General features: G+C 68.4%; 16 protein-coding genes. 7 read left to right on the top strand and 9 right to left on the bottom strand.

Annotation, left to right across the window (positions count from 1 at the left end; genetic code table 11):
• Positions 1-65 precede the first annotated feature (65 nt).
• From V9K99_RS41310 to V9K99_RS41290, 5 genes are all read left to right on the top strand, one after another.
• Positions 66-1,463 carry an FAD-binding oxidoreductase gene (locus V9K99_RS41310; protein ID WP_337011361.1) on the top strand — a complete coding sequence of 466 codons (1,398 nt, stop codon included), beginning with the start codon at positions 66-68 and terminating at the stop codon, positions 1,461-1,463.
• Positions 1,460-2,746: a cyclopropane-fatty-acyl-phospholipid synthase family protein gene (locus V9K99_RS41305; RefSeq protein ID WP_337011363.1), complete on the top strand. Its 1,287-nt coding sequence runs from the start codon at positions 1,460-1,462 to the stop codon at positions 2,744-2,746. The genes V9K99_RS41310 and V9K99_RS41305 overlap by 4 nt, the downstream gene beginning before the upstream one ends.
• 77 nt (positions 2,747-2,823) lie before the next feature.
• Complete coding sequence (locus tag V9K99_RS41300) at positions 2,824-3,729, top strand: LLM class flavin-dependent oxidoreductase (protein WP_337011365.1); 906 nt, start codon at positions 2,824-2,826, stop codon at positions 3,727-3,729.
• Between the two features lie 32 nt (positions 3,730-3,761).
• Positions 3,762-4,919, top strand: a complete 1,158-nt coding sequence (locus tag V9K99_RS41295) for a PQQ-dependent sugar dehydrogenase (RefSeq protein ID WP_337011367.1) — start codon at positions 3,762-3,764, stop codon at positions 4,917-4,919.
• 81 nt (positions 4,920-5,000) lie between these two features.
• Positions 5,001-5,525, top strand: a complete 525-nt coding sequence (locus V9K99_RS41290) for a general stress protein (protein WP_337011369.1) — start codon at positions 5,001-5,003, stop codon at positions 5,523-5,525.
• A gap of 51 nt (positions 5,526-5,576) precedes the next feature.
• Here the strand turns inward: V9K99_RS41290 and gatB are convergent, their stop codons facing one another.
• From gatB to gatC, 3 genes are read right to left on the bottom strand one after another with little or no spacing between them, the layout of a single operon-like run.
• Entirely contained in the window at positions 5,577-7,073 is a 1,497-nt protein-coding gene (gene gatB / locus V9K99_RS41285) for an Asp-tRNA(Asn)/Glu-tRNA(Gln) amidotransferase subunit GatB (RefSeq protein ID WP_337011371.1), read from the bottom strand.
• On the bottom strand, positions 7,070-8,575 hold the full coding sequence (gene gatA, locus V9K99_RS41280) for an Asp-tRNA(Asn)/Glu-tRNA(Gln) amidotransferase subunit GatA (protein WP_337011373.1): 1,506 nt from the start codon (positions 8,573-8,575) through the stop codon (positions 7,070-7,072). The genes gatB and gatA overlap by 4 nt, the downstream gene beginning before the upstream one ends.
• 1 nt (position 8,576) lies before the next feature.
• A complete protein-coding gene (gene gatC / locus V9K99_RS41275) occupies positions 8,577-8,873 on the bottom strand; it encodes an Asp-tRNA(Asn)/Glu-tRNA(Gln) amidotransferase subunit GatC (RefSeq protein WP_337011375.1) in 297 nt (98 codons plus the stop codon).
• A gap of 222 nt (positions 8,874-9,095) precedes the next feature.
• Between gatC and V9K99_RS41270 the strand changes: the two genes are divergently transcribed.
• The gene (locus V9K99_RS41270) at positions 9,096-9,743 is read left to right on the top strand and encodes an ACT domain-containing protein (protein WP_337011377.1); all 648 of its coding nucleotides are present in this window, start codon (positions 9,096-9,098) and stop codon (positions 9,741-9,743) included.
• A 61-nt stretch (positions 9,744-9,804) separates the two neighbouring features.
• Here the strand turns inward: V9K99_RS41270 and V9K99_RS41265 are convergent, their stop codons facing one another.
• Both V9K99_RS41265 and V9K99_RS41260 read right to left on the bottom strand, forming a co-directional pair.
• On the bottom strand, positions 9,805-10,029 hold the full coding sequence (locus V9K99_RS41265; protein ID WP_337011379.1) for a hypothetical protein: 225 nt from the start codon (positions 10,027-10,029) through the stop codon (positions 9,805-9,807).
• A gap of 20 nt (positions 10,030-10,049) precedes the next feature.
• Positions 10,050-11,039 (bottom strand): hypothetical protein, encoded by a 990-nt coding sequence (locus V9K99_RS41260; protein ID WP_337011381.1) that lies wholly within the window; start codon positions 11,037-11,039, stop codon positions 10,050-10,052.
• A gap of 81 nt (positions 11,040-11,120) precedes the next feature.
• Here V9K99_RS41260 and V9K99_RS41255 point away from each other — a divergent pair, with 81 nt between their 5' ends.
• Entirely contained in the window at positions 11,121-11,453 is a 333-nt protein-coding gene (locus tag V9K99_RS41255) for a hypothetical protein (RefSeq protein WP_337011383.1), read from the top strand.
• A 146-nt stretch (positions 11,454-11,599) separates the two neighbouring features.
• Here V9K99_RS41255 and ligA read toward each other — a convergent pair whose 3' ends face one another.
• From ligA to V9K99_RS41235, 4 genes are all read right to left on the bottom strand, one after another.
• Complete coding sequence (ligA, locus tag V9K99_RS41250; RefSeq protein WP_337011385.1) at positions 11,600-13,729, bottom strand: NAD-dependent DNA ligase LigA; 2,130 nt, start codon at positions 13,727-13,729, stop codon at positions 11,600-11,602.
• 77 nt (positions 13,730-13,806) lie between these two features.
• On the bottom strand, positions 13,807-14,787 hold the full coding sequence (locus V9K99_RS41245; protein WP_337011387.1) for a methionine synthase vitamin-B12 independent: 981 nt from the start codon (positions 14,785-14,787) through the stop codon (positions 13,807-13,809).
• Entirely contained in the window at positions 14,784-15,878 is a 1,095-nt protein-coding gene (gene mnmA, locus V9K99_RS41240; protein ID WP_337011389.1) for a tRNA 2-thiouridine(34) synthase MnmA, read from the bottom strand. The genes V9K99_RS41245 and mnmA overlap by 4 nt, the downstream gene beginning before the upstream one ends.
• Positions 15,878-17,080 (bottom strand): cysteine desulfurase family protein, encoded by a 1,203-nt coding sequence (locus V9K99_RS41235; protein WP_337011390.1) that lies wholly within the window; start codon positions 17,078-17,080, stop codon positions 15,878-15,880. The genes mnmA and V9K99_RS41235 overlap by 1 nt, the downstream gene beginning before the upstream one ends.
• Positions 17,081-17,118 lie beyond the last annotated feature (38 nt).

Genomic DNA, 17,118 nt, shown 5'->3' with positions numbered 1-17,118 from the left:
GAACCTACTCGCCCGCCTGGACAATTTTCATCCCGCTGTCCACCGGATCGTCGTACATTGGATCGGTGCCTTCGACATCGGATCTGGCTGCGACCGTTGAGCACGATCAGGCGGTAGGACGGCTGCGTTCGTCGTACCAGCGCATCCCTCCTGGGGAGCCGGTGCGGCTGGCGAAGCGCAGTTCGAACCTGTTCCGGCCGCGGACCGAGATCGAGCGGCCGGGGCTCGACGTGTCGGGCCTGACCGGGGTGATCAGCGTCGACGCGGCCGCCCGGACGGCCGACGTCCAGGGCATGTGCACATACGAGGACCTGGTCGCCGCGACCCTTCCGCACGGGCTGACGCCGATGGTCGTACCGCAACTGAAGACGATCACGCTCGGCGGCGCGGTGACCGGGCTCGGGATCGAGTCCTCGTCGTTCCGGGCCGGTCTGCCGCACGAGTCCGTGCTCGAACTCGACATCCTCACCGGCGCCGGCGACATCGTCACCGCCCGGCCCGAGGGTGAGCACGCGGAGCTGTTCCGCACGTTCCCCAACTCCTACGGCACGCTCGGCTACGCGACCCGGCTGAAGATCGAGCTCGACCGCATCTCGCCGTACGTCGCCCTCCGGCATGTCCGGCTCGGACTGGACCGGCTGTCCCCGGCGATCGAGGAGATCGTTGCCTCCGGCACGTACGACGGCGAGCCGGTGCACTTCGTCGACGGTGTCGCGTTCAGCCCGTCCGAGGCGTATCTGACGCTGGGCCGCAACAGCGATGCCGCCGTGCCATACTCATCGCGGGGGAAGGCGAGTGACTACACCGGTCAGCAGATCTACTACCGCTCGATCCAGCAACGCCAGAAGGACTTCCTCACCGCGTACGACTATCTGTGGCGCTGGGACACCGACTGGTTCTGGTGCTCGGCCGCGTTCGGCGCGCAGAAGCCGCTGGTACGGCGGCTGTGGCCCAAGCGCTGGCGGCGGAGCGACGTGTTCCACAAGATCATCGGCTTCGAGAACCGGCATCAGGTTGCCGCCCGCATCAATCGCCGCCGCGGCCACCCGGAGCGCGAACGCGTGGTCCAGGACGTCGAGATCCCGGTCACCCGGCTGGCCGCCTTCCTGCGCTGGTTCGACACCGAAGTCGGGATGCGCCCGGTCTGGCTGTGCCCGCTACGACTCCGCGGTACGACGGCCTGGCCGCTGTACCCGCTCGAGCCGGGAACGACGTACGTCAATGTCGGCTTCTGGGGCACCGTGCCGATCGAACCCGGCGCCGCCGACGGTGACGTCAACCGTCGCATCGAGGCGGCCGTCGCCGAGTTCGGCGGGCACAAGTCCCTGTACTCCGACGCTTACTACGACCGGGAGACCTTCGACCGGCTCTACAACGTCCCGGCCCTGACTGAGGTCAAGAAACGCTACGATCCCGATGCCCGGCTCACCGGGCTCTACGAGAAGGCGGTGACACGCCGATGACAACCCTCGAGACCCGGGTTTCGATCGCCGAAGCGCTGACGACCGTGACACCCGATGGGCTTCCGTTCCGCTTCACGGCGTACGACGGCAGCGCGACCGGACCGGAAGACTCGCCGATCCACATGCATCTGGCCTCCGAGCGAGGCCTGTCCTACGTGCTGACCGCGCCCGGCGATCTCGGGCTGGTCCGTGCCTACGTCATGGGTGACCTGGAGATCACCGGCGTACATCCAGGTAATCCGTACGCGCTGATGCAGATGATGCTCAACCAGTTCCACTTCGAGCGCCCGACGCCCGCGGAGGCGTTGCGGATCGTCCGCGGGCTGGGCTGGAACCACCTGAAGCCGCCGCCTCCACCGCCGCAGGAGCACCTGCCGAAGTGGCGTCGTACCTTCGAAGGACTACGGCACTCGCGGACCCGGGACCGGGCGGCCATCCACCACCACTACGACGTGTCGAACACGTTCTACGAGTACATCCTCGGCCCGTCGATGACGTACACGTGTGCCGTCTACCCGTCGCTGGACGCGACCCTCGAGCAGGCCCAGGCGGAGAAGTACGACCTGGTCGCGCGCAAACTCGATCTGCGCCCAGGGCAACGACTTCTCGACGTCGGCTGCGGCTGGGGCGGCATGGTCCGGCACGCGGCCCGCGAGTACGGCGTCAAGGCGCTCGGCGTCACCTTGTCGTCGGCCCAGGCCGAATGGGCGGCCGAGGCGATCGAGCGCGAGGGCCTGGAGGATCTCGCCGAGGTGCGCTTCCTGGACTACCGCGACGTGGCCGAGCGCGACTTCGACGCGATCAGCTCGATCGGCCTGACCGAACACATCGGCGTCCGCAACTACCCGTCGTACTTCGGCTTCCTGCTCGACCGGCTGAAGCCGGGCGGCCGGCTGCTCAACCACAGCATCACCCGGCCGGACAACCGGTACCGCTCGACCGGCGCGTTCATCGACCGCTACATCTTCCCCGACGGCGAACTGATCGGCTCCGGCCGGATCATCGCCGAGGCCCAGGACGCCGGTTTCGAGGTCCGCCACGAGGAGAACCTGCGCGAGCACTACGCACTCACCCTCGGAGCCTGGTCCGACAACCTGGTCGCCCACTGGAACGAGGCAGTCGCCGAAGTCGGCTACCCCACCGCCAAGATCTGGGGCCTCTACCTGGCCGCCTGCCGAGTCGGCTTCGAACGCAACACCACCCAACTCCACCAAGTCCTAGCCGTAAAACTGGACACCAACGCCGACGCCCACTTCCCCCTCCGTCCCACCTGGCTCAGCTGATCCATGTCCTCGGCGCATGAAATGTGCGCCGAGTCGGCATTGGACCTCGGCCGGTGGGTGGGGTGAGGGTGGGTTGAATGATCGAGTTCGGGGTTTTGATGGATGTTCGGGAGGAGGGGTACGGCGGGGATCGGGTTGAGGAGGTGGTCGCCGCCGACCGGCTGGGGTTTGACGGAGTGTGGGTGTCTGAGCATCACCTGACTGGGGATGGGATGTTGCCGGCGCCGTTGGTGATGGGGGCGGTGCTGGCTGCGCGGACGTCTCGGATCCGGGTTGGGACGAATATTTTGGTGTTGCCGCTTCATCATCCGTTGCGGGTGGCCGAGGAAGCGGCGGTGGTCGACCTGGTGTCGGGTGGTCGGATGATGCTCGGGGTCGGGCAGGGGTATTCGGAGCGAGAGTTCGCCGCGTTCGGGGTGGACCGGCGCCGGCGTGGGGCGCTGCTCGAGGAGGGCGTACGGGTCATCCGGGAGGCTTGGTCGAGCGACGAGGTGACCCCGCGGCCGCAGGGGAAGATTCCGATCTACGTCGCTGGCGTGACCGCGGCCGGGCTGCAGCGGGCGGCGCGGCTGGGTGATGGCGTGATCATTTACTGCGCGACCCCGGCCGATCTGATCGCCCGGCGGAAACTGCTGGACGAGGTTGTCGACAATCCACCGCCGCTGATCTGCACCGGGATCATGCACGTGGACGATGACGCGGATCGCGCCTGGGCCGACGCGGCGCCGGGAATCGCTTACCTGGAAGGTGAAATCGCGTCGTACGGCGGGACCGAGCCGCCGCCGCTGCGTCGCGAGGACTACCTCGTGGGCACGCCGGACGACGTCGCGGACCGGTTGATCGCGCTGCACGAGGCCACCCGGTTCGTCCACTTCGCCCACTGGCTCCGGCTGCCGACGGTCTCCCATCAGACGGCCATGCGGTCGCTCGAATTGATCGCGAGCCAGGTGATTCCCGCCGTACGGGCTGGTGTGAGCCGCTAGTTTGGAGGCACGCATCGGACCGAGGAGACGGCGTGGTCAAGACGATGGTCAGGCAGGGGTCTCGTACCGCGGTGATGGTGACCGCGCTCGCGCTCGCGGCCGGGTGCTCCGGCGACGGTGGGGAGCCCTCCGGTTCGGGGACTTCGGCAACCAGTACGACGCCCGCACCGACGAGCCCAGGTACGACGTCGGCGCCGCGGAGCACCGCTGCCCCGCAGGGACCGGTGAAGCTGACCGTGGCTTCGACGGTGGCGACCGGGATCGAGGTGCCGTGGGGACTGGCGTTCCTGCCCGACCAGAGTGCATTGGTGAGTGAGCGCGACTCGGCGAAGATCAAGCGGGTCGCGGGCGGCCAGGTGACCGAGGTCGGTGAGGTCGACGACGTGGACCCGTCGTCGGAGGGCGGACTCCTCGGGCTGGCGGTCGACCCGCAGTACCCGAGCCGCCCGTACATCTACGCGTACTACAGCGCCGGCGGCGACAACCGGATCGCCCGGCTGACGTACCAGAACAACCGGCTCAGCGACCAGCAGGTGATCCTGGACGGGATCCCGGAGGCGTCGATCCACAACGGCGGGCGGCTGCGGTTCGGGCCGGACGGTTTCCTCTACGCCGGGACGGGCGACGGCGCCGACCGGCCGAACTCGCAGGACGACGGCTCGCTGGGCGGGAAGGTCCTTCGCATCACGACCGACGGCAAGGCCGCGCCGGGGAACCCGGGCGGCCGGGTCTGGTACTCCAAGGGCCACCGGAACGTCCAGGGTCTCGCGTTCGACGGGAACCAGTTGTACGCCGCCGAGTTCGGGCAGAACACCTGGGACGAACTGAACGCGATCACCTCCGGCGCGAACTACGGCTGGCCGGCCGCGGAGGGGATCGAGGGCCTGGACGGGATGACAGACCCGATCGCGCAGTGGCGGACGAGTGACGCGTCACCGTCGGGGATCGCGTTCGCCCAGGGGCACGTGTTCATGGCGTCGCTGCGCGGTGAGCGGTTGTGGGCGATCCCGGTTGCCGGAGGCAAGCGAATCGGTGAGCCGCAGGCGTTCTTCACCAACGAGTTCGGCCGGCTCCGCACGGTCGAGGCCGCGCCGGACGGCTCGCTCTGGCTGACCACGTCGAACACCGACGGCCGCGGCAACACCCGCGACGGCGACGATCGGATCCTTCGCATCACGATCAGCCGCTGACTGTTTCCCGCCAACCGTTTGGGGTTACCGGCCGTCTGGTACTAGTGGAAGAAACCCCAGGCTTTGAGGGAGGAGTTGGTGATGCGGCCCGATCAGGCGCCCATGGTCCCCAGCAGTGTGATCGCTTCGGCGAGCACCTTCGAGGGTGCTCAGCGGACAGTGGACTATCTGCGAAGTTACGGGATGGACGCCGGGTCGCTGGGTATCGTCGGGGCCGATCTCCGGCTGGCCCGAAAACCCCAGGCCGTGCCGGTGGTCAAGCTGACCGCCGTCGGCGCCGGGCAGGGCGCTGTGCTGGGGCTGCTGGCCGGTGTATTCGTCACGCTGGTGGCCGAGACCAGCCTGACCGGTCTCGCCGTCGTCGTCTGGGGCTTCGTGTACGGCGTCCTGCTCGGGACACTGTGGGGACTTTTCCGCGGCCTGATCCGTAACCGGCCGGACGCGGTCGCGACCGAGGTGGTGCCGACCAGCTTCGAGATCCGCTGCCCGGTCGAGGAGCTCTCGGTCGCCCGGACCCTGCTCGCCGACGCCGACGACGTGGACGACGGCCGGGTGGAACGCCAGGCCATCGCCGACGCTCCCCCAGCTCAGCGCAACGCCGCCTGAACAGCTGGGCTCCGGGGTCAGCCAGTCAGCTGACCCCGGGCACCCATCAGCTCAGATCCCCAGCTTGGCGTTCAGGAGCTCACGGACCTTCGCCGCGTCCGCCTGACCGCGCATGTCCTTCATCACGGCACCGATCAGGGCGCCCGCCGCGGCCGGCTTGCCGGAGTTGACCTTCTCGACCACGTCTGGGTTGGCCGCGATGGCCCGGTCGATCGCCTCGATCAGGGCGGAGTCGTCCGAGACCAGCTCGAGGCCGCGGGCCTTGACGATCTCGGCCGGCGTACCTTCACGCTTGATCAGGCCGTCGAAGACCTGCCGCGCCAGCTTGTCGTTCAGCGAACCCGAGTCGACGAGCTTCTGCACCTCGGCGACCTCGGCCGGGCCGACACCGAGCGCGTCGAGGTCCTGACCGGACTCGTTCGCCGCCCGGGCCAGCTCACCCAGCCACCACTTCTTCGCCGCGGCCGGGGTCACCCCGAGCTCGACCGTCGCCACGATCGGCTCCAGCGCGTTGCCGTTGATGACGTCGCGCATCTCCAGGTCGGTGAAGCCCCAGTCCGTCTGCAGCCGGACCCGGCGCAGAGAAGGTGCCTCCGGCAACGAAGCGCGGATCTCCTCGACCCACTCACGGGACGGGGCGACCGGGACCAGGTCCGGCTCCGGGAAGTACCGGTAGTCCTCCGCGTCCGACTTCTCCCGGCCGGACGTGGTGATCCCGGTGTCCTCGTGCCAGTGCCGGGTCTCCTGCACCACCTTGCCGCCGGTCGACAGGATCGCCGCCTGCCGGGTGATCTCGTAGGTCACCGCGCGCTCGACCGAACGGAACGAGTTCACGTTCTTCGTCTCGGTCCGGGTCCCGAACGTGGGGGAACCGGTCGGCTTCAGCGAGACGTTCGCGTCGCAGCGCAGCGAGCCCTGGTCCATCCGGACATCGGAGACACCGAGCGCGAGCAGCAGGTCCCGCAGCATGCTGACGTAGGCCCGCGCCACCGCGGCCGCCTTCTCCCCCGGCACCTCGATCGTCTTGGTGACGATCTCGATCAGCGGGATCCCGGCCCGGTTGTAGTCGACCAGCGAGTGCGACGCGCCGTGGATCCGGCCGGTCGCGCCACCGACGTGGGTGGACTTGCCGGTGTCCTCCTCCATGTGGGCGCGCTCGATCTCGATCCGGTACGTCTCGCCGTCGACCACCACCTCGGTCCACCCGTTGTACGCGATCGGCTCGTCGTACTGGGAGGTCTGGAAGTTCTTCGGCATGTCCGGGTAGAAGTAGTTCTTCCGGGCGAACCGGCACCACTCGGCGATCTCGCAGTTCAGCGCCAGGCCGATCTTGATCGCGGCCTCGACCGCCTTGGCGTTCACCACCGGCAGCGCACCCGGCAGGCCGAGGCAGACCGGGCAGGTCTGCGTGTTCGGCGGCGCGCCGAACTCGGTCGGGCAGCCGCAGAACATCTTCGACTTCGTGTTCAGCTCGACGTGGACCTCGAGGCCCATCACCGGGTCGTACTGCGCCAGCGCGTCGTCGATCTCGAGGACGTTCGCGGTCATCGTGTCACCTCCAGCTCCGGAGCCTGTGCCATCAGGACGCCACCCCACTGCTCGGCCAACGCGGCCTCGAGCGCGGAGCCGACCTGGTACAGCAGGTCGTCGCGCATCACCGGGGCCATCACGTGGAAGCCGACCGGCAGGTTGTCCTCGTCGGCCAGGCCGCAGGGGAACGACGCGGCCGCGTTGCCGGCCAGGTTGACCGGGATCGTGCAGAGGTCGTTCTTGTACATCGCGATCGGGTCGTCGGCCCGGTCGCCGATCGGGAACGCGGTCGTCGGCGTTGCCGGCGACACGAGGACGTCGACCTGCTCGTAGGCGTTGGCGAAGTCACGCTGGATCAGCGTCCGCACCTTCTGCGCCTGGCCGTAGTACGCGTCGTAGTACCCGCTGGACAGCGCGTGTGTGCCGAGCATGATGCGCCGCTTGACCTCGTCGCCGAAGCCGGCCTCGCGGGTCAGGCTCATCACCTTCTCCGCACTGTTCTCGCCGTCGTCGCCGACCCGCAGCCCGTACCGCATCGCGTCGAACTTGGCCAGGTTGGACGAGGCCTCGCTCGGCAGGATCAGGTAGTACGCCGGCAGCGCGTACTCGAAGTGCGGGCAGGACACCTCGACCACCTCGGCGCCGAGCTTGGTGAGCAGCTCGACCGCCTCGTGGAAGCGCGCCTCGACACCCGGCTGGTAACCCTCACCGCCGAGCTCCTTGACCACACCGATGCGCAGACCGTTCACATCCGCGCGCCGGGCCGCCTCGACCACCGGCGGGACGGCCTGCTTGATCGAGGTCGAGTCCATCGGGTCGTACCCGGCGATCGCCTCGTGCAGCAGCGCGGTGTCCATCGTCGTCCGCGCACACGGGCCGGGCGTGTCCAGGCTCGAGGCCAGCGCGATCAGTCCGTACCGCGACGTGCCGCCGTACGTCGGCTTGACCCCGACCGTGCCGGTGAACGCACCGGGCTGCCGGATCGAGCCGCCGGTGTCGGTGCCGATCGCGAGCGGTGCCTCGTACGCCGAGATCGCCGCCGAGGAACCTCCACCGGAACCACCCGGGATCCGGCTCAGGTCCCACGGGTTGTGGGTGGTGCCGTACGCCGAGTTCTCCGTCGAGGAGCCCATCGCGAACTCGTCCATGTTGGTCTTGCCGAGGATGACGATGCCGGCCGCCTTCAACCGCTTGACCACGGTCGAGTCGTACGGCGGCTTCCAGCCCTCGAGGATCTTCGAGCCGGCCGTGGTCGGCACACCCTCCTGGGTGAGCACGTCCTTCAGCGCCAGCGGGACACCGGCGAGCGGGCCGAGCTTCTCCCCGGCGACACGCTTCTTGTCCACCTCGGCGGCCTGCGCCAGCGCGCCCTCGGTGTCGACGTGCAGGAAGGCCCGCACGGAACCGTCGACGGCCGCGATCCGGTCCAGGTGCGCCTGGGTGATCTCCACCGAGCTGGCCTGACCGGACGTCATCAGCTCCGCGAGCTCGACCGCGGTCTTACGGATCAATTCGCTCATGTCAGTCCTCCTCCAGGATCCGCGGCACCCGGAATCGCTGCTCCTCCGCGGCCGGCGCGCCGGACAGCGCCTGCTCCGGCGTGAGGCACGGCACATTCACGTCCTCGCGCATCACGTTGGTGATCGGCAGGGCGTGCGAGGTCGGCGGGATGTCGTCCGCGGCCACCTGGCTGACCTGCCCGACCAGGGCGATGATCTGGTCGAGCTGCGGTGCGAGGTGGTCGAGCTCGGCGTCGGTGAGCTCGATCCGCGCCAGTCGCGCCAGGTGCGCGACCTCTTCGCGGGTAATCGAAGGCATGAACTGATCCAATGTTTCGCAGGATGACCGGCTGATTTCCGACCGGACCCGGCCATCCTAGTGGGCTCCCGTGACGCTCGTGTTGCCTCATCCCCCGGCCTGTGGACAATGCGCTCTTGTTCATCAGCCGAGAGGGCCGGGCGTGTCCCCGGGTTCCGCTCTGTAACATTGGCCGCGACAGGGCGTTACGCGCATGGTGATCGGCTGGGAGATGATCGTTCGGTGTTCCTGCTGCGATTGATCATCCCGGACCGGCCCGGTTCTCTGGGCACGGTGGCCACCGCCCTCGGTGAGGTGAACGCCGACATCCACGCGATCGAGATCGTCGAACACCGGCGAGAGAACGGCACCGCCGTCGACGACATCGTGGTCGACCTGCCACCCGGTGTCCTGCCCGACCGCCTGGTCTCCGCCTGTAACGGCGTGGCCGGCGTCGAGGTCATCTGGTTCTCCCGGTACGGCGCCGGCGGCGGACTGCACATGGACCTCGAAGCCGTCGAGCAGATGACGTCGGCTCCAGCGGACGCAATCGACATCCTGGTCGAACAGTCACCCGCCGTACTGCACGCCGACTGGGCTGCGCTGCTGGACGGCACCGGCAGTGAGGTGAAGGTCGCGCTGGAAACGAGTGCGACGCCGGAATTCGGGCAGGTGGCCGACAACTGGCTGCCGCTGGAGAAGGCCACGACGCTGGCGGCTCCGGATGACCACAAGGGCCTGGCCGAGTCGGTGCTGGTCGCGGCCCCACTGGACTCCGGCCGCCGCGTTCTCGTGATCGGCCGCCGCGGCGGCCCCGAGTTCCTCGGCTCCGAAGTGGCCCGCCTCAGCTACCTGGCCTCCCTGGCCGTCACGATCCGCGCCACCGCGTAACTCGTCGTACCGACAGAAAGCCTCCCCCTCCAGGTGCTGGAGAGGGAGGCTTTCGAGGTTTCTAGCTGAAGCGGAAGTAGGCGAAGGTCCAGAGGCCGGCCAGGATCAGCAGTACGACGACGCCGACCAGGACGACGATCAGGATCGTCTGGCTGTTGCTGCCGCTGCGGTCCGGGAGGTCGAACTGGGTCGGGCCCCAGGGACCGCCGCCGTCGACGCGCTGGAGTGCCTCGGGCGGTGGGGTGACCACCGTCCGTGACTCCCGCTTCTCCCTGGGGAACTTCATCCGACTCCTGTCACGCCTGCTCAGACGTAGAACGTCTCGTACCGGATCGAGATCCGCGAGGACGCGTAGGAGTCCTCGTTGTTGGCGATGATCTCGATCCGCCATCCGGCTACATAAGCAGCGTACGACTTGCCGTCGTTGTGCGCCTGAACGTACGCCTTCAGGGCCGCCACATCGTCGCCCTTCAGCGCGCCGAAGGCGTCGTTCACCGCGGCCGGCAGCGCGGTCTTGACGTCGTCGGGATCACCCGAGGCGCTCATCTCCAGCGACCGGATGCCCTCGTCCTTGCTGGCGTAGGAGTAGATCCGCTGCGAGCCGTACTTGCCGACCTGCTTGCTGCAGGAGGTCGTGCAGGTGTACTTCTTCGCCTTCAGCGCGGTGATCAGCTGCGTCTCGGTGGTGTCGAAGCTCTTCCGCGGCAGGTCGAACGAGTCCGACCCGGACTTGCCGCCGGACAGTTGCAGCTCGTCACCGTCGTTCTGCAACTTGAACTCGCCCCAGGTGCTGCCGACCTTCTGCTCCTTCTGGCCGGTCTTGACCGCGTCCTGGATCTTCTTGACCTGGTCGCCGCCGAAGGTGTCGTTGCCGATCGCCTGCAGCGCCGCGTCGAAGGTGACGGCGGCGTTGTTGACGTTGTCCTCGTTCTGCGAGGTCAGCAGGACGCCGATGATCGTGCCGTCAGTCTGGAACTGGAAGACCGCCTCGGCCTCGGTCGGGCCGTCGTACTTGAAGCAGCCGCGGTGTGCGCCCTGACCGGTGTTGAACAGGTCGCTGCACAGGTAGCCGGCGCTCTGGAGCTTCTCGGTCGCCGTCTTGGCCTGACCGGTCGCGTTGCCGAGCGAACCGTTGTTGTCGCCGCCGTTGGTCGGGTTGCCGGTCGGCTCGCCGGACTGCGTGGTGGTCGGGTTCGCGATGGGCTCGTCGTCGCCGCCGAGCGCCTTGACGCCGAGGAAGACGAGCAGACCGATCAGCACGATGCCGACCACGCCACCGCCGATCAGCAGCGGCATCTTGTCCTTGCCGATGCCACCTGGTCCCTTGGAGCCGCCGCCCTGCTGCCACTGCGGCTGCCCGGGCTGGCCCTGCTGCTGGTGCCAGCCACCTTGCTGAGCGCCTTGCTGGCTCCACGGCTTCTGCTCGTAGGAGCTACCGCCCTGCTGCGGGGAACGCTGACCCCAGCCACCACCGCTCTGGCCTGGCTGGCCCTGCTGGCCGGGACCCGGTCGTCCGGGCTGGCCCTGGGCCGGCTGACCGGGCTGCGGTCGTCCTGGCTGCTGTCCCCAGCCGCCACCGCCTTGCTGCGGAGGCTGGCCCTGCTGTGGAGGCTGCTGGGGGCGTTGTCCCCAACCGCCACCACCCTGGCCAGGAGGTTGCTGTTGTCCCCAACCGCCTTGGCCTCCCTGTCCCCCTTGCTGCCCGCCTGACTGGCCCCCCGGCTGCCCAGGACCCCACGGTCCCTGCGGCGGCGTCGTCATATTCGCTCCTTTTGACCCACGTATAGACGTGCAAAGTTAACAGTCCGACGGCTCAGCCGAGCCGCCGGATCCACCGGGCTGCAAACGGTTTTGTGCTAAGCGTCACCAGGCTCGGGCGTGGTGGCGACCTTGGTGGCTGCTTCGGCGCCCTCGTCGAGGAGAACCTGGAAGCCGGGCGCGTCCAGAATCGGCACTCCGAGCTGGACGGCCTTGTCGTACTTGGAGCCCGGCGAATCGCCCACCACGACGAACGACGTCTTCTTGGACACCGAGCTGGCGGCCTTGCCGCCGCGGGACACGATGGCCTCGGTCGCCTCGTCCCGGCTGAAGCCCTCGACCGTCCCCGTTACCACGATCGACAGGCCGGTGAGGGTCTGCGGCACGCTCGGCCCGGTGCGCTCCTGACGCAACTGGACGCCGGCTGCCTGCCATTTGTCGACGATCGCCTGGTGCCAGTCGACCTCGAACCACTCGATCACCGCATGCGCGATGGTCGGCCCGACCCCCTCGATCTCGGACAGCTCCTCCTCGCTCGCCGCGCGGATCGCCTCGATGTCGTCGTACACGGCGGCCAGCGCCTGCGCTGCGGTCGGGCCGACGTGCCGGATCGACAGTGCCACCAGACCACGCGCGAGCGGCTGCGTCTTGGCTGTCTCGAGGTTCGCGAGTAGTCGCTGAGCATTCGCCGACAGCGCCCCGGCCTTGGTGGTGAAGAACGAACTGCGGGCCAGATCCTCCTCGGTCAGCCCGAACAGGTCGCCCTCGTCGGTGATCAGCTCGTCACCGATCAGCGCGTCGGCGGCCTTGAACCCGAGCACCTCGATGTCGAACCCGGACCGCCCGGCCAGGTGGAAGATCCGCTCCCGCAACTGCGCCGGGCAGGATTGCGAGTTCGGGCACCGGATGTCGACATCGCCTTCCTTCATCGGGCGCAACGTCGTACCGCAGGACGGGCACTCGGTCGGCATCACGAACTCACGGGCGTCGTCCGGCCGCAGCTCGACCACGGGGCCGAGGATCTCCGGGATCACGTCACCGGCCTTGCGCAGTACGACGGTGTCGCCGATCCAGACGCCCTTGCGCTTGACCTCCTGCGCGTTGTGGAGGGTGGCGAACTCGACCGTCGACCCGGCCACCCGGACCGGCTCCATCTTCCCGTACGGCGTGACGCGGCCGGTCCGTCCGACGTTCACCTCGATGTCGAGGAGCTTGGTGGTGACCTCCTCCGGCGGGTACTTGTACGCGATCGCCCAGCGCGGTGCGCTCGAGGTGGATCCGAGCGCGCGCTGCAGGTCGACCTCGTCCACCTTGACCACGACCCCGTCGATCTCGTGGTCGACGGAGTGCCGGTTCTCGCCGTAGTACGCGATGAACTCGTTCACCTGGTCGAGCGTGTCGACCCGGCGGGCGCGGTCGCTGACCGGCAGGCCCCACGCCTTGAGCTGCTCGTACGCCTCCGACAGCCGGCCGATGTGATACCCGTCGACCCGGCCCAGGCCGTGGACGACGAAACGCAGCGGGCGACTCGCGGAGACCCGCGGATCCTTCTGCCGTAGCGATCCGGCGGCGCTGTTGCGCGGGTTGGAGAACGGGTCCTTGCCCGCCTCGACCAGCTGTGCGTTCAGCTCCTCGAAGTCCTCGACCCGGAAGTAGACCTCGCCGCGGACCTCCAGGAAGGACGGCAGATCCTTGCCCTTCAGCTCGTTCGGGATGCTCTTGATGGTGCGGACGTTCAGGCTGACGTCCTCACCGGTACGGCCGTCGCCGCGGGTCGCACCGCTGACCAGGCGACCGTTCTCGTACACCAGGTCGAGCGCCAGGCCGTCCACCTTCAGCTCACACAGGAATCCGCTGTCGTTGATCTGCTTGACGGTCACCTCACGCTCGAGCCGCTTGGCCCAGGCCTCCATCTGCTCGGCCGAGAACGCGTTCGCCAGGCTCTCCATCCGGGTCGGGTGCTGCACCGCGGTGAAGAGGGTGGAGATCGGTACGCCGACCTTCTGCGTCGGCGAGTCCGGCGTCCGGAGCTCGTTGTACTGCTCCTCGAGCCCCTCCAGCTCGTGCATCAGCGCGTCGAAGTCCGCGTCCGAGATGGTCGAGGTGGACAGGTAGTACCTGACCCGGTGCTCCTCGATCTCCTGGCTCAAGGCGGCATGCCGCTCACGCACCTCAGGCGGCGCGGCAGGCTGTTCGGCGGCAGTCGTCTCCGGAATCTCCGTGCTCATAGGCAAAACCTACAACCGCCCACCGACGTTTCCAGGGAAAGAAAAGACCGGCCGCGCTGTGGTGCGGGCACGGACGCTTAGGTGTTGTCCGCGGCCTCGGCGACGACGTCTGCTGTCTTGCGGAGGAGGTCGAGGCGGGCGCGGGCGTCGGCTGGTGACGGGGAGGCGGCGAGGCCGCAGGCCGGCGTGATGACGACCTCCTTCAGGAGCTCCGGGTCCAGACCGAGCTCACGCCAGCGTCGTACCAGCGGATCGGCGGCCTGCTCCTGGTTCGGCAGTGGACCAGTCGTCGGGACCACGCCTGCGTAGAGGGTGGTCCCGGCTTCGGATGCGATGGCGATCTGGTCCCAAGCGGCGTTGGTGAGGAGTGAGATGTCCACTGCGACACCTGTGGCACCGGACTTGGTGAAGACCTCGATGGGTGGGCGTGCAGCGCAGCAGTGCACCACTGTGGGTGCAGCGGTGGTGACGAGGCTCAGCAGCTCCACTGCGCCCGGACCGTCCACAGACCGGTGCTTGCTCCACCCAGACGCCGTTGGCACAGCTCCAGCGAGTACGGCGGGCAGACCCGGCTCATCCACCTGTACGACGAGCTCCGCCCCAGGCACCCGGCGTCGCACCTCTGCCACATGGTCACCAAGGCCTAGCGCCAACGCCTCGGCCAGGTCCCGACGAGCCCCGTGGTCCGCTAGCACCTTGTCACCACGCGGCAGCTCGACCGTGGCCGCCAGAGTCCACGGCCCGGTCAACTGCAGCTTCAGTGGCCCGGTGTAACCGTCCGCTAGCTCTTCGAGCACGTCCAGATCCTCAGCCAGCAGTGAACGCGCCCGCCGCTGATCCAGACTCGCCCGAGGGTCACTACCACCCGTGAGCCGCCACCCAGCCGGCTGCAGGTCAACAGCAAGCTGAGTCAGTACGGCGACCGCACGGCTGAGCATGTCGCCGTACGGACGCACCGGAAGCTCAGCCAGGAACGGGATGTCGACAGCACCAAGCAGAACCTTGGTCCACTCCCGGATGTCGTCACCCGGCAGCGAACCCAGGCCAGTAGTTGTCATGCGTGTTGTGCCGCCACCCGCGACACGGTGTCGATCGTGGCGGACCCGATCACCCGGGTGCCGTCGTACAGGACGACTGCCTGACCGGGTGCGACCGCGGACGTCGGCTCGTCGAATGAGACCAGCACCTGGTCACCCTCGAGGCGCGCGGTGACGGCGACCTGCTCGCCGTGCGCGCGTAGCTGCGCCTTCACATGCAGCTCTGAGGTCGGCGCGGGACCACACCACCGCGGCTTGGACGCGGTCAGCGCCGACACCGCGAGCTCTTCGCGCGATCCGACGGTGACGGTGCGGTCGACCGGGCTGATGTCCAGCACGAACCGCGGCTTGCCGTCGGCGGCCGGCGTACCGATCCGCAGCCCCTTGCGCTGACCGACGGTGAACCCGTGGGTGCCCTTGTGCTCGCCGAGCTTGTTGCCCTGCGCGTCGACGATGTCGCCGGGCGCCTCGCCCAGATGCTTGCTGAGGAAGCCCGGAGTGTTGCCGTCGGCAATGAAGCAGATGTCGTGGCTGTCCGGCTTGGCCGCCACCGACAATCCACGCCGCTCGGCCTCTTCCCGGACTTCCGTCTTGACCGTGTCACCGAGCGGGAAGAACGCGTGCTTCAGTTGCTGCTGCGTGAGCACGCCGAGCACATAAGACTGGTCCTTGGCCGGGTCCACGGCCTGGTGCAACTCACGAGCGCCGTCGGCCGTGTCCACGATCCGCGCGTAATGACCGGTCGCGACCGCATCGAAGTCCAGCGCCAGAGCCCGCTCCAGTACGGCGCTGAACTTGACCTTCTCGTTGCAGCGCAGACACGGGTTCGGGGTGCGACCGGCGGCGTACTCGCTGACGAAATCCTCGACCACATCGGCGTGGAACCGCTCGGCCAGGTCCCAGACGTAGAACGGGATGCCGATCACGTCCGCGGCCCGGCGGGCGTCGCGGGAGTCCTCGATCGTGCAGCAGCCGCGCGCGCCACTGCGGTACGACTGCGGGTTGCGGCTCAGCGCCAGGTGCACTCCGACCACGTCGTGCCCGGCCTCGGCCATCCGCGCCGCCGCGACGGCGGAGTCGACCCCGCCGGACATGGCTGCGAGTACCCGCATCAGGTGTTCCTTCCCACGTTCTGCAGACCGGCGGACTTGGCCCGCTCCACCACCGGTCCGATGTTCTCCAGTACGGCGTCGATATCCGCGCGGGTGGTCGTGTGTCCCAGCGTGAACCGGAGCGATCCGCGCGCCCGCTGGTCGTCGTACCCCATGGCCAGCAGGACATGACTCGGCTCGGCGACCCCGGCGTTGCACGCGGACCCGGTGGAGACTTCGATCCCGCGCGCGTCGAGCAACAGCAACAGCGAGTCACCCTCGCAGCCGCTGAAGGACAAGTGTGCGTTATTGGGCAAACGATCCGTCGGGTCGCCCGACAACTGCGCGCCCTCGACCGTGTTCACCACACCGCTGACCAGCGCGTCCCGCAGCTCGGTGAGCCGGCGTGCCTCGTCCGCCTGGTGCTTGATCGCGTGCTCCACAGCGACCGCGAACCCGGCCGTCGCGGGCGCGTCGAGCGTGCCCGACCGTACGTCGCGCTCCTGACCGCCACCGTGCAGGACCGGCGTCAGCTTGGTCTCCTTGTGGACGACGAGCGCACCGATCCCGTAGGGACCGCCGAGCTTGTGCGCGGACACCGTCATGGCGTCCACACCCAGCTCGGCGAAGTCCACCGGCACCTGGCCGACTGCCTGCACCGCGTCGGTGTGCACCGGGATGCCGTACTCGCGGGCCAGCGCGGCGATCTCCTGGATCGGCTGGATCGTCCCGACCTCGTTGTTCGCCATCATCAACGTGACGAACGACACGGACTCCGGGTCCTGTTCGACGGCCCGCCGTACGTCGTCCGGCCGCACCCGGCCCAGCTCGTCGACCGGCAGCCACTCGATCTCGGCCTTCTCGTGCTGCGCCAGCCAGACGGCCGGATCCAGTACGGCGTGATGCTCGACCCCACTGAGCAGGATCCGGCGGCGGCGCGGGTCCTCGGCCAGCCGGGCCCACCACAGCCCCTTCAGGGCGAGGTTGTCGGCCTCCGTACCGCCTGAGGTGAACACGACTTCACTCGGCTGCGCCCCCAGCGCCGCGGCGATCGTCTCGCGGGATTCCTCGACCGTCCGGCGGGCGGCGCGACCGGAGCCGTGCAGGGACGACGCATTGCCGGTGCGCGCGAGGTGATGGCTCATCGCCTCGATCGCCGCCGGCAGCATCGGAGTCGTCGCCGCGTGGTCCAGGTACACCGTGCGACGGTCGGAAGAAGTCATATCGGATTCAAGGGTATGTCTGTTCCGGTTGTTCCCGC

This window comes from Kribbella sp. CCNWLW201 (assembly GCF_037203805.1).
GTDB lineage: Bacteria > Actinomycetota > Actinomycetes > Propionibacteriales > Kribbellaceae > Kribbella.
Note: the sequence above shows the minus strand (reverse complement) of the source record. Positions and strands in the feature narration are given on the sequence as shown.

What these genes read in the sequence shown, in the direction of transcription:
- V9K99_RS41305 (WP_337011363.1), top strand. Translation starts at nt 1,460, where the DNA reads ATGACAACCCTCGAGACCCGGGTTTCGATCGCCGAAGCGCTGACGACC.
- V9K99_RS41300 (WP_337011365.1), top strand. Translation starts at nt 2,824, where the DNA reads ATGATCGAGTTCGGGGTTTTGATGGATGTTCGGGAGGAGGGGTACGGC.
- V9K99_RS41290 (WP_337011369.1), top strand. Translation starts at nt 5,001, where the DNA reads ATGCGGCCCGATCAGGCGCCCATGGTCCCCAGCAGTGTGATCGCTTCG.
- gatB (WP_337011371.1), bottom strand. Translation starts at nt 7,073, where the DNA reads ATGACCGCGAACGTCCTCGAGATCGACGACGCGCTGGCGCAGTACGAC.
- gatA (WP_337011373.1), bottom strand. Translation starts at nt 8,575, where the DNA reads ATGAGCGAATTGATCCGTAAGACCGCGGTCGAGCTCGCGGAGCTGATG.
- gatC (WP_337011375.1), bottom strand. Translation starts at nt 8,873, where the DNA reads ATGCCTTCGATTACCCGCGAAGAGGTCGCGCACCTGGCGCGACTGGCG.
- V9K99_RS41265 (WP_337011379.1), bottom strand. Translation starts at nt 10,029, where the DNA reads ATGAAGTTCCCCAGGGAGAAGCGGGAGTCACGGACGGTGGTCACCCCA.
- V9K99_RS41260 (WP_337011381.1), bottom strand. Translation starts at nt 11,039, where the DNA reads ATGCCGCTGCTGATCGGCGGTGGCGTGGTCGGCATCGTGCTGATCGGT.
- ligA (WP_337011385.1), bottom strand. Translation starts at nt 13,729, where the DNA reads ATGAGCACGGAGATTCCGGAGACGACTGCCGCCGAACAGCCTGCCGCG.
- V9K99_RS41245 (WP_337011387.1), bottom strand. Translation starts at nt 14,787, where the DNA reads ATGACAACTACTGGCCTGGGTTCGCTGCCGGGTGACGACATCCGGGAG.
- mnmA (WP_337011389.1), bottom strand. Translation starts at nt 15,878, where the DNA reads ATGCGGGTACTCGCAGCCATGTCCGGCGGGGTCGACTCCGCCGTCGCG.
- V9K99_RS41235 (WP_337011390.1), bottom strand. Translation starts at nt 17,080, where the DNA reads ATGACTTCTTCCGACCGTCGCACGGTGTACCTGGACCACGCGGCGACG.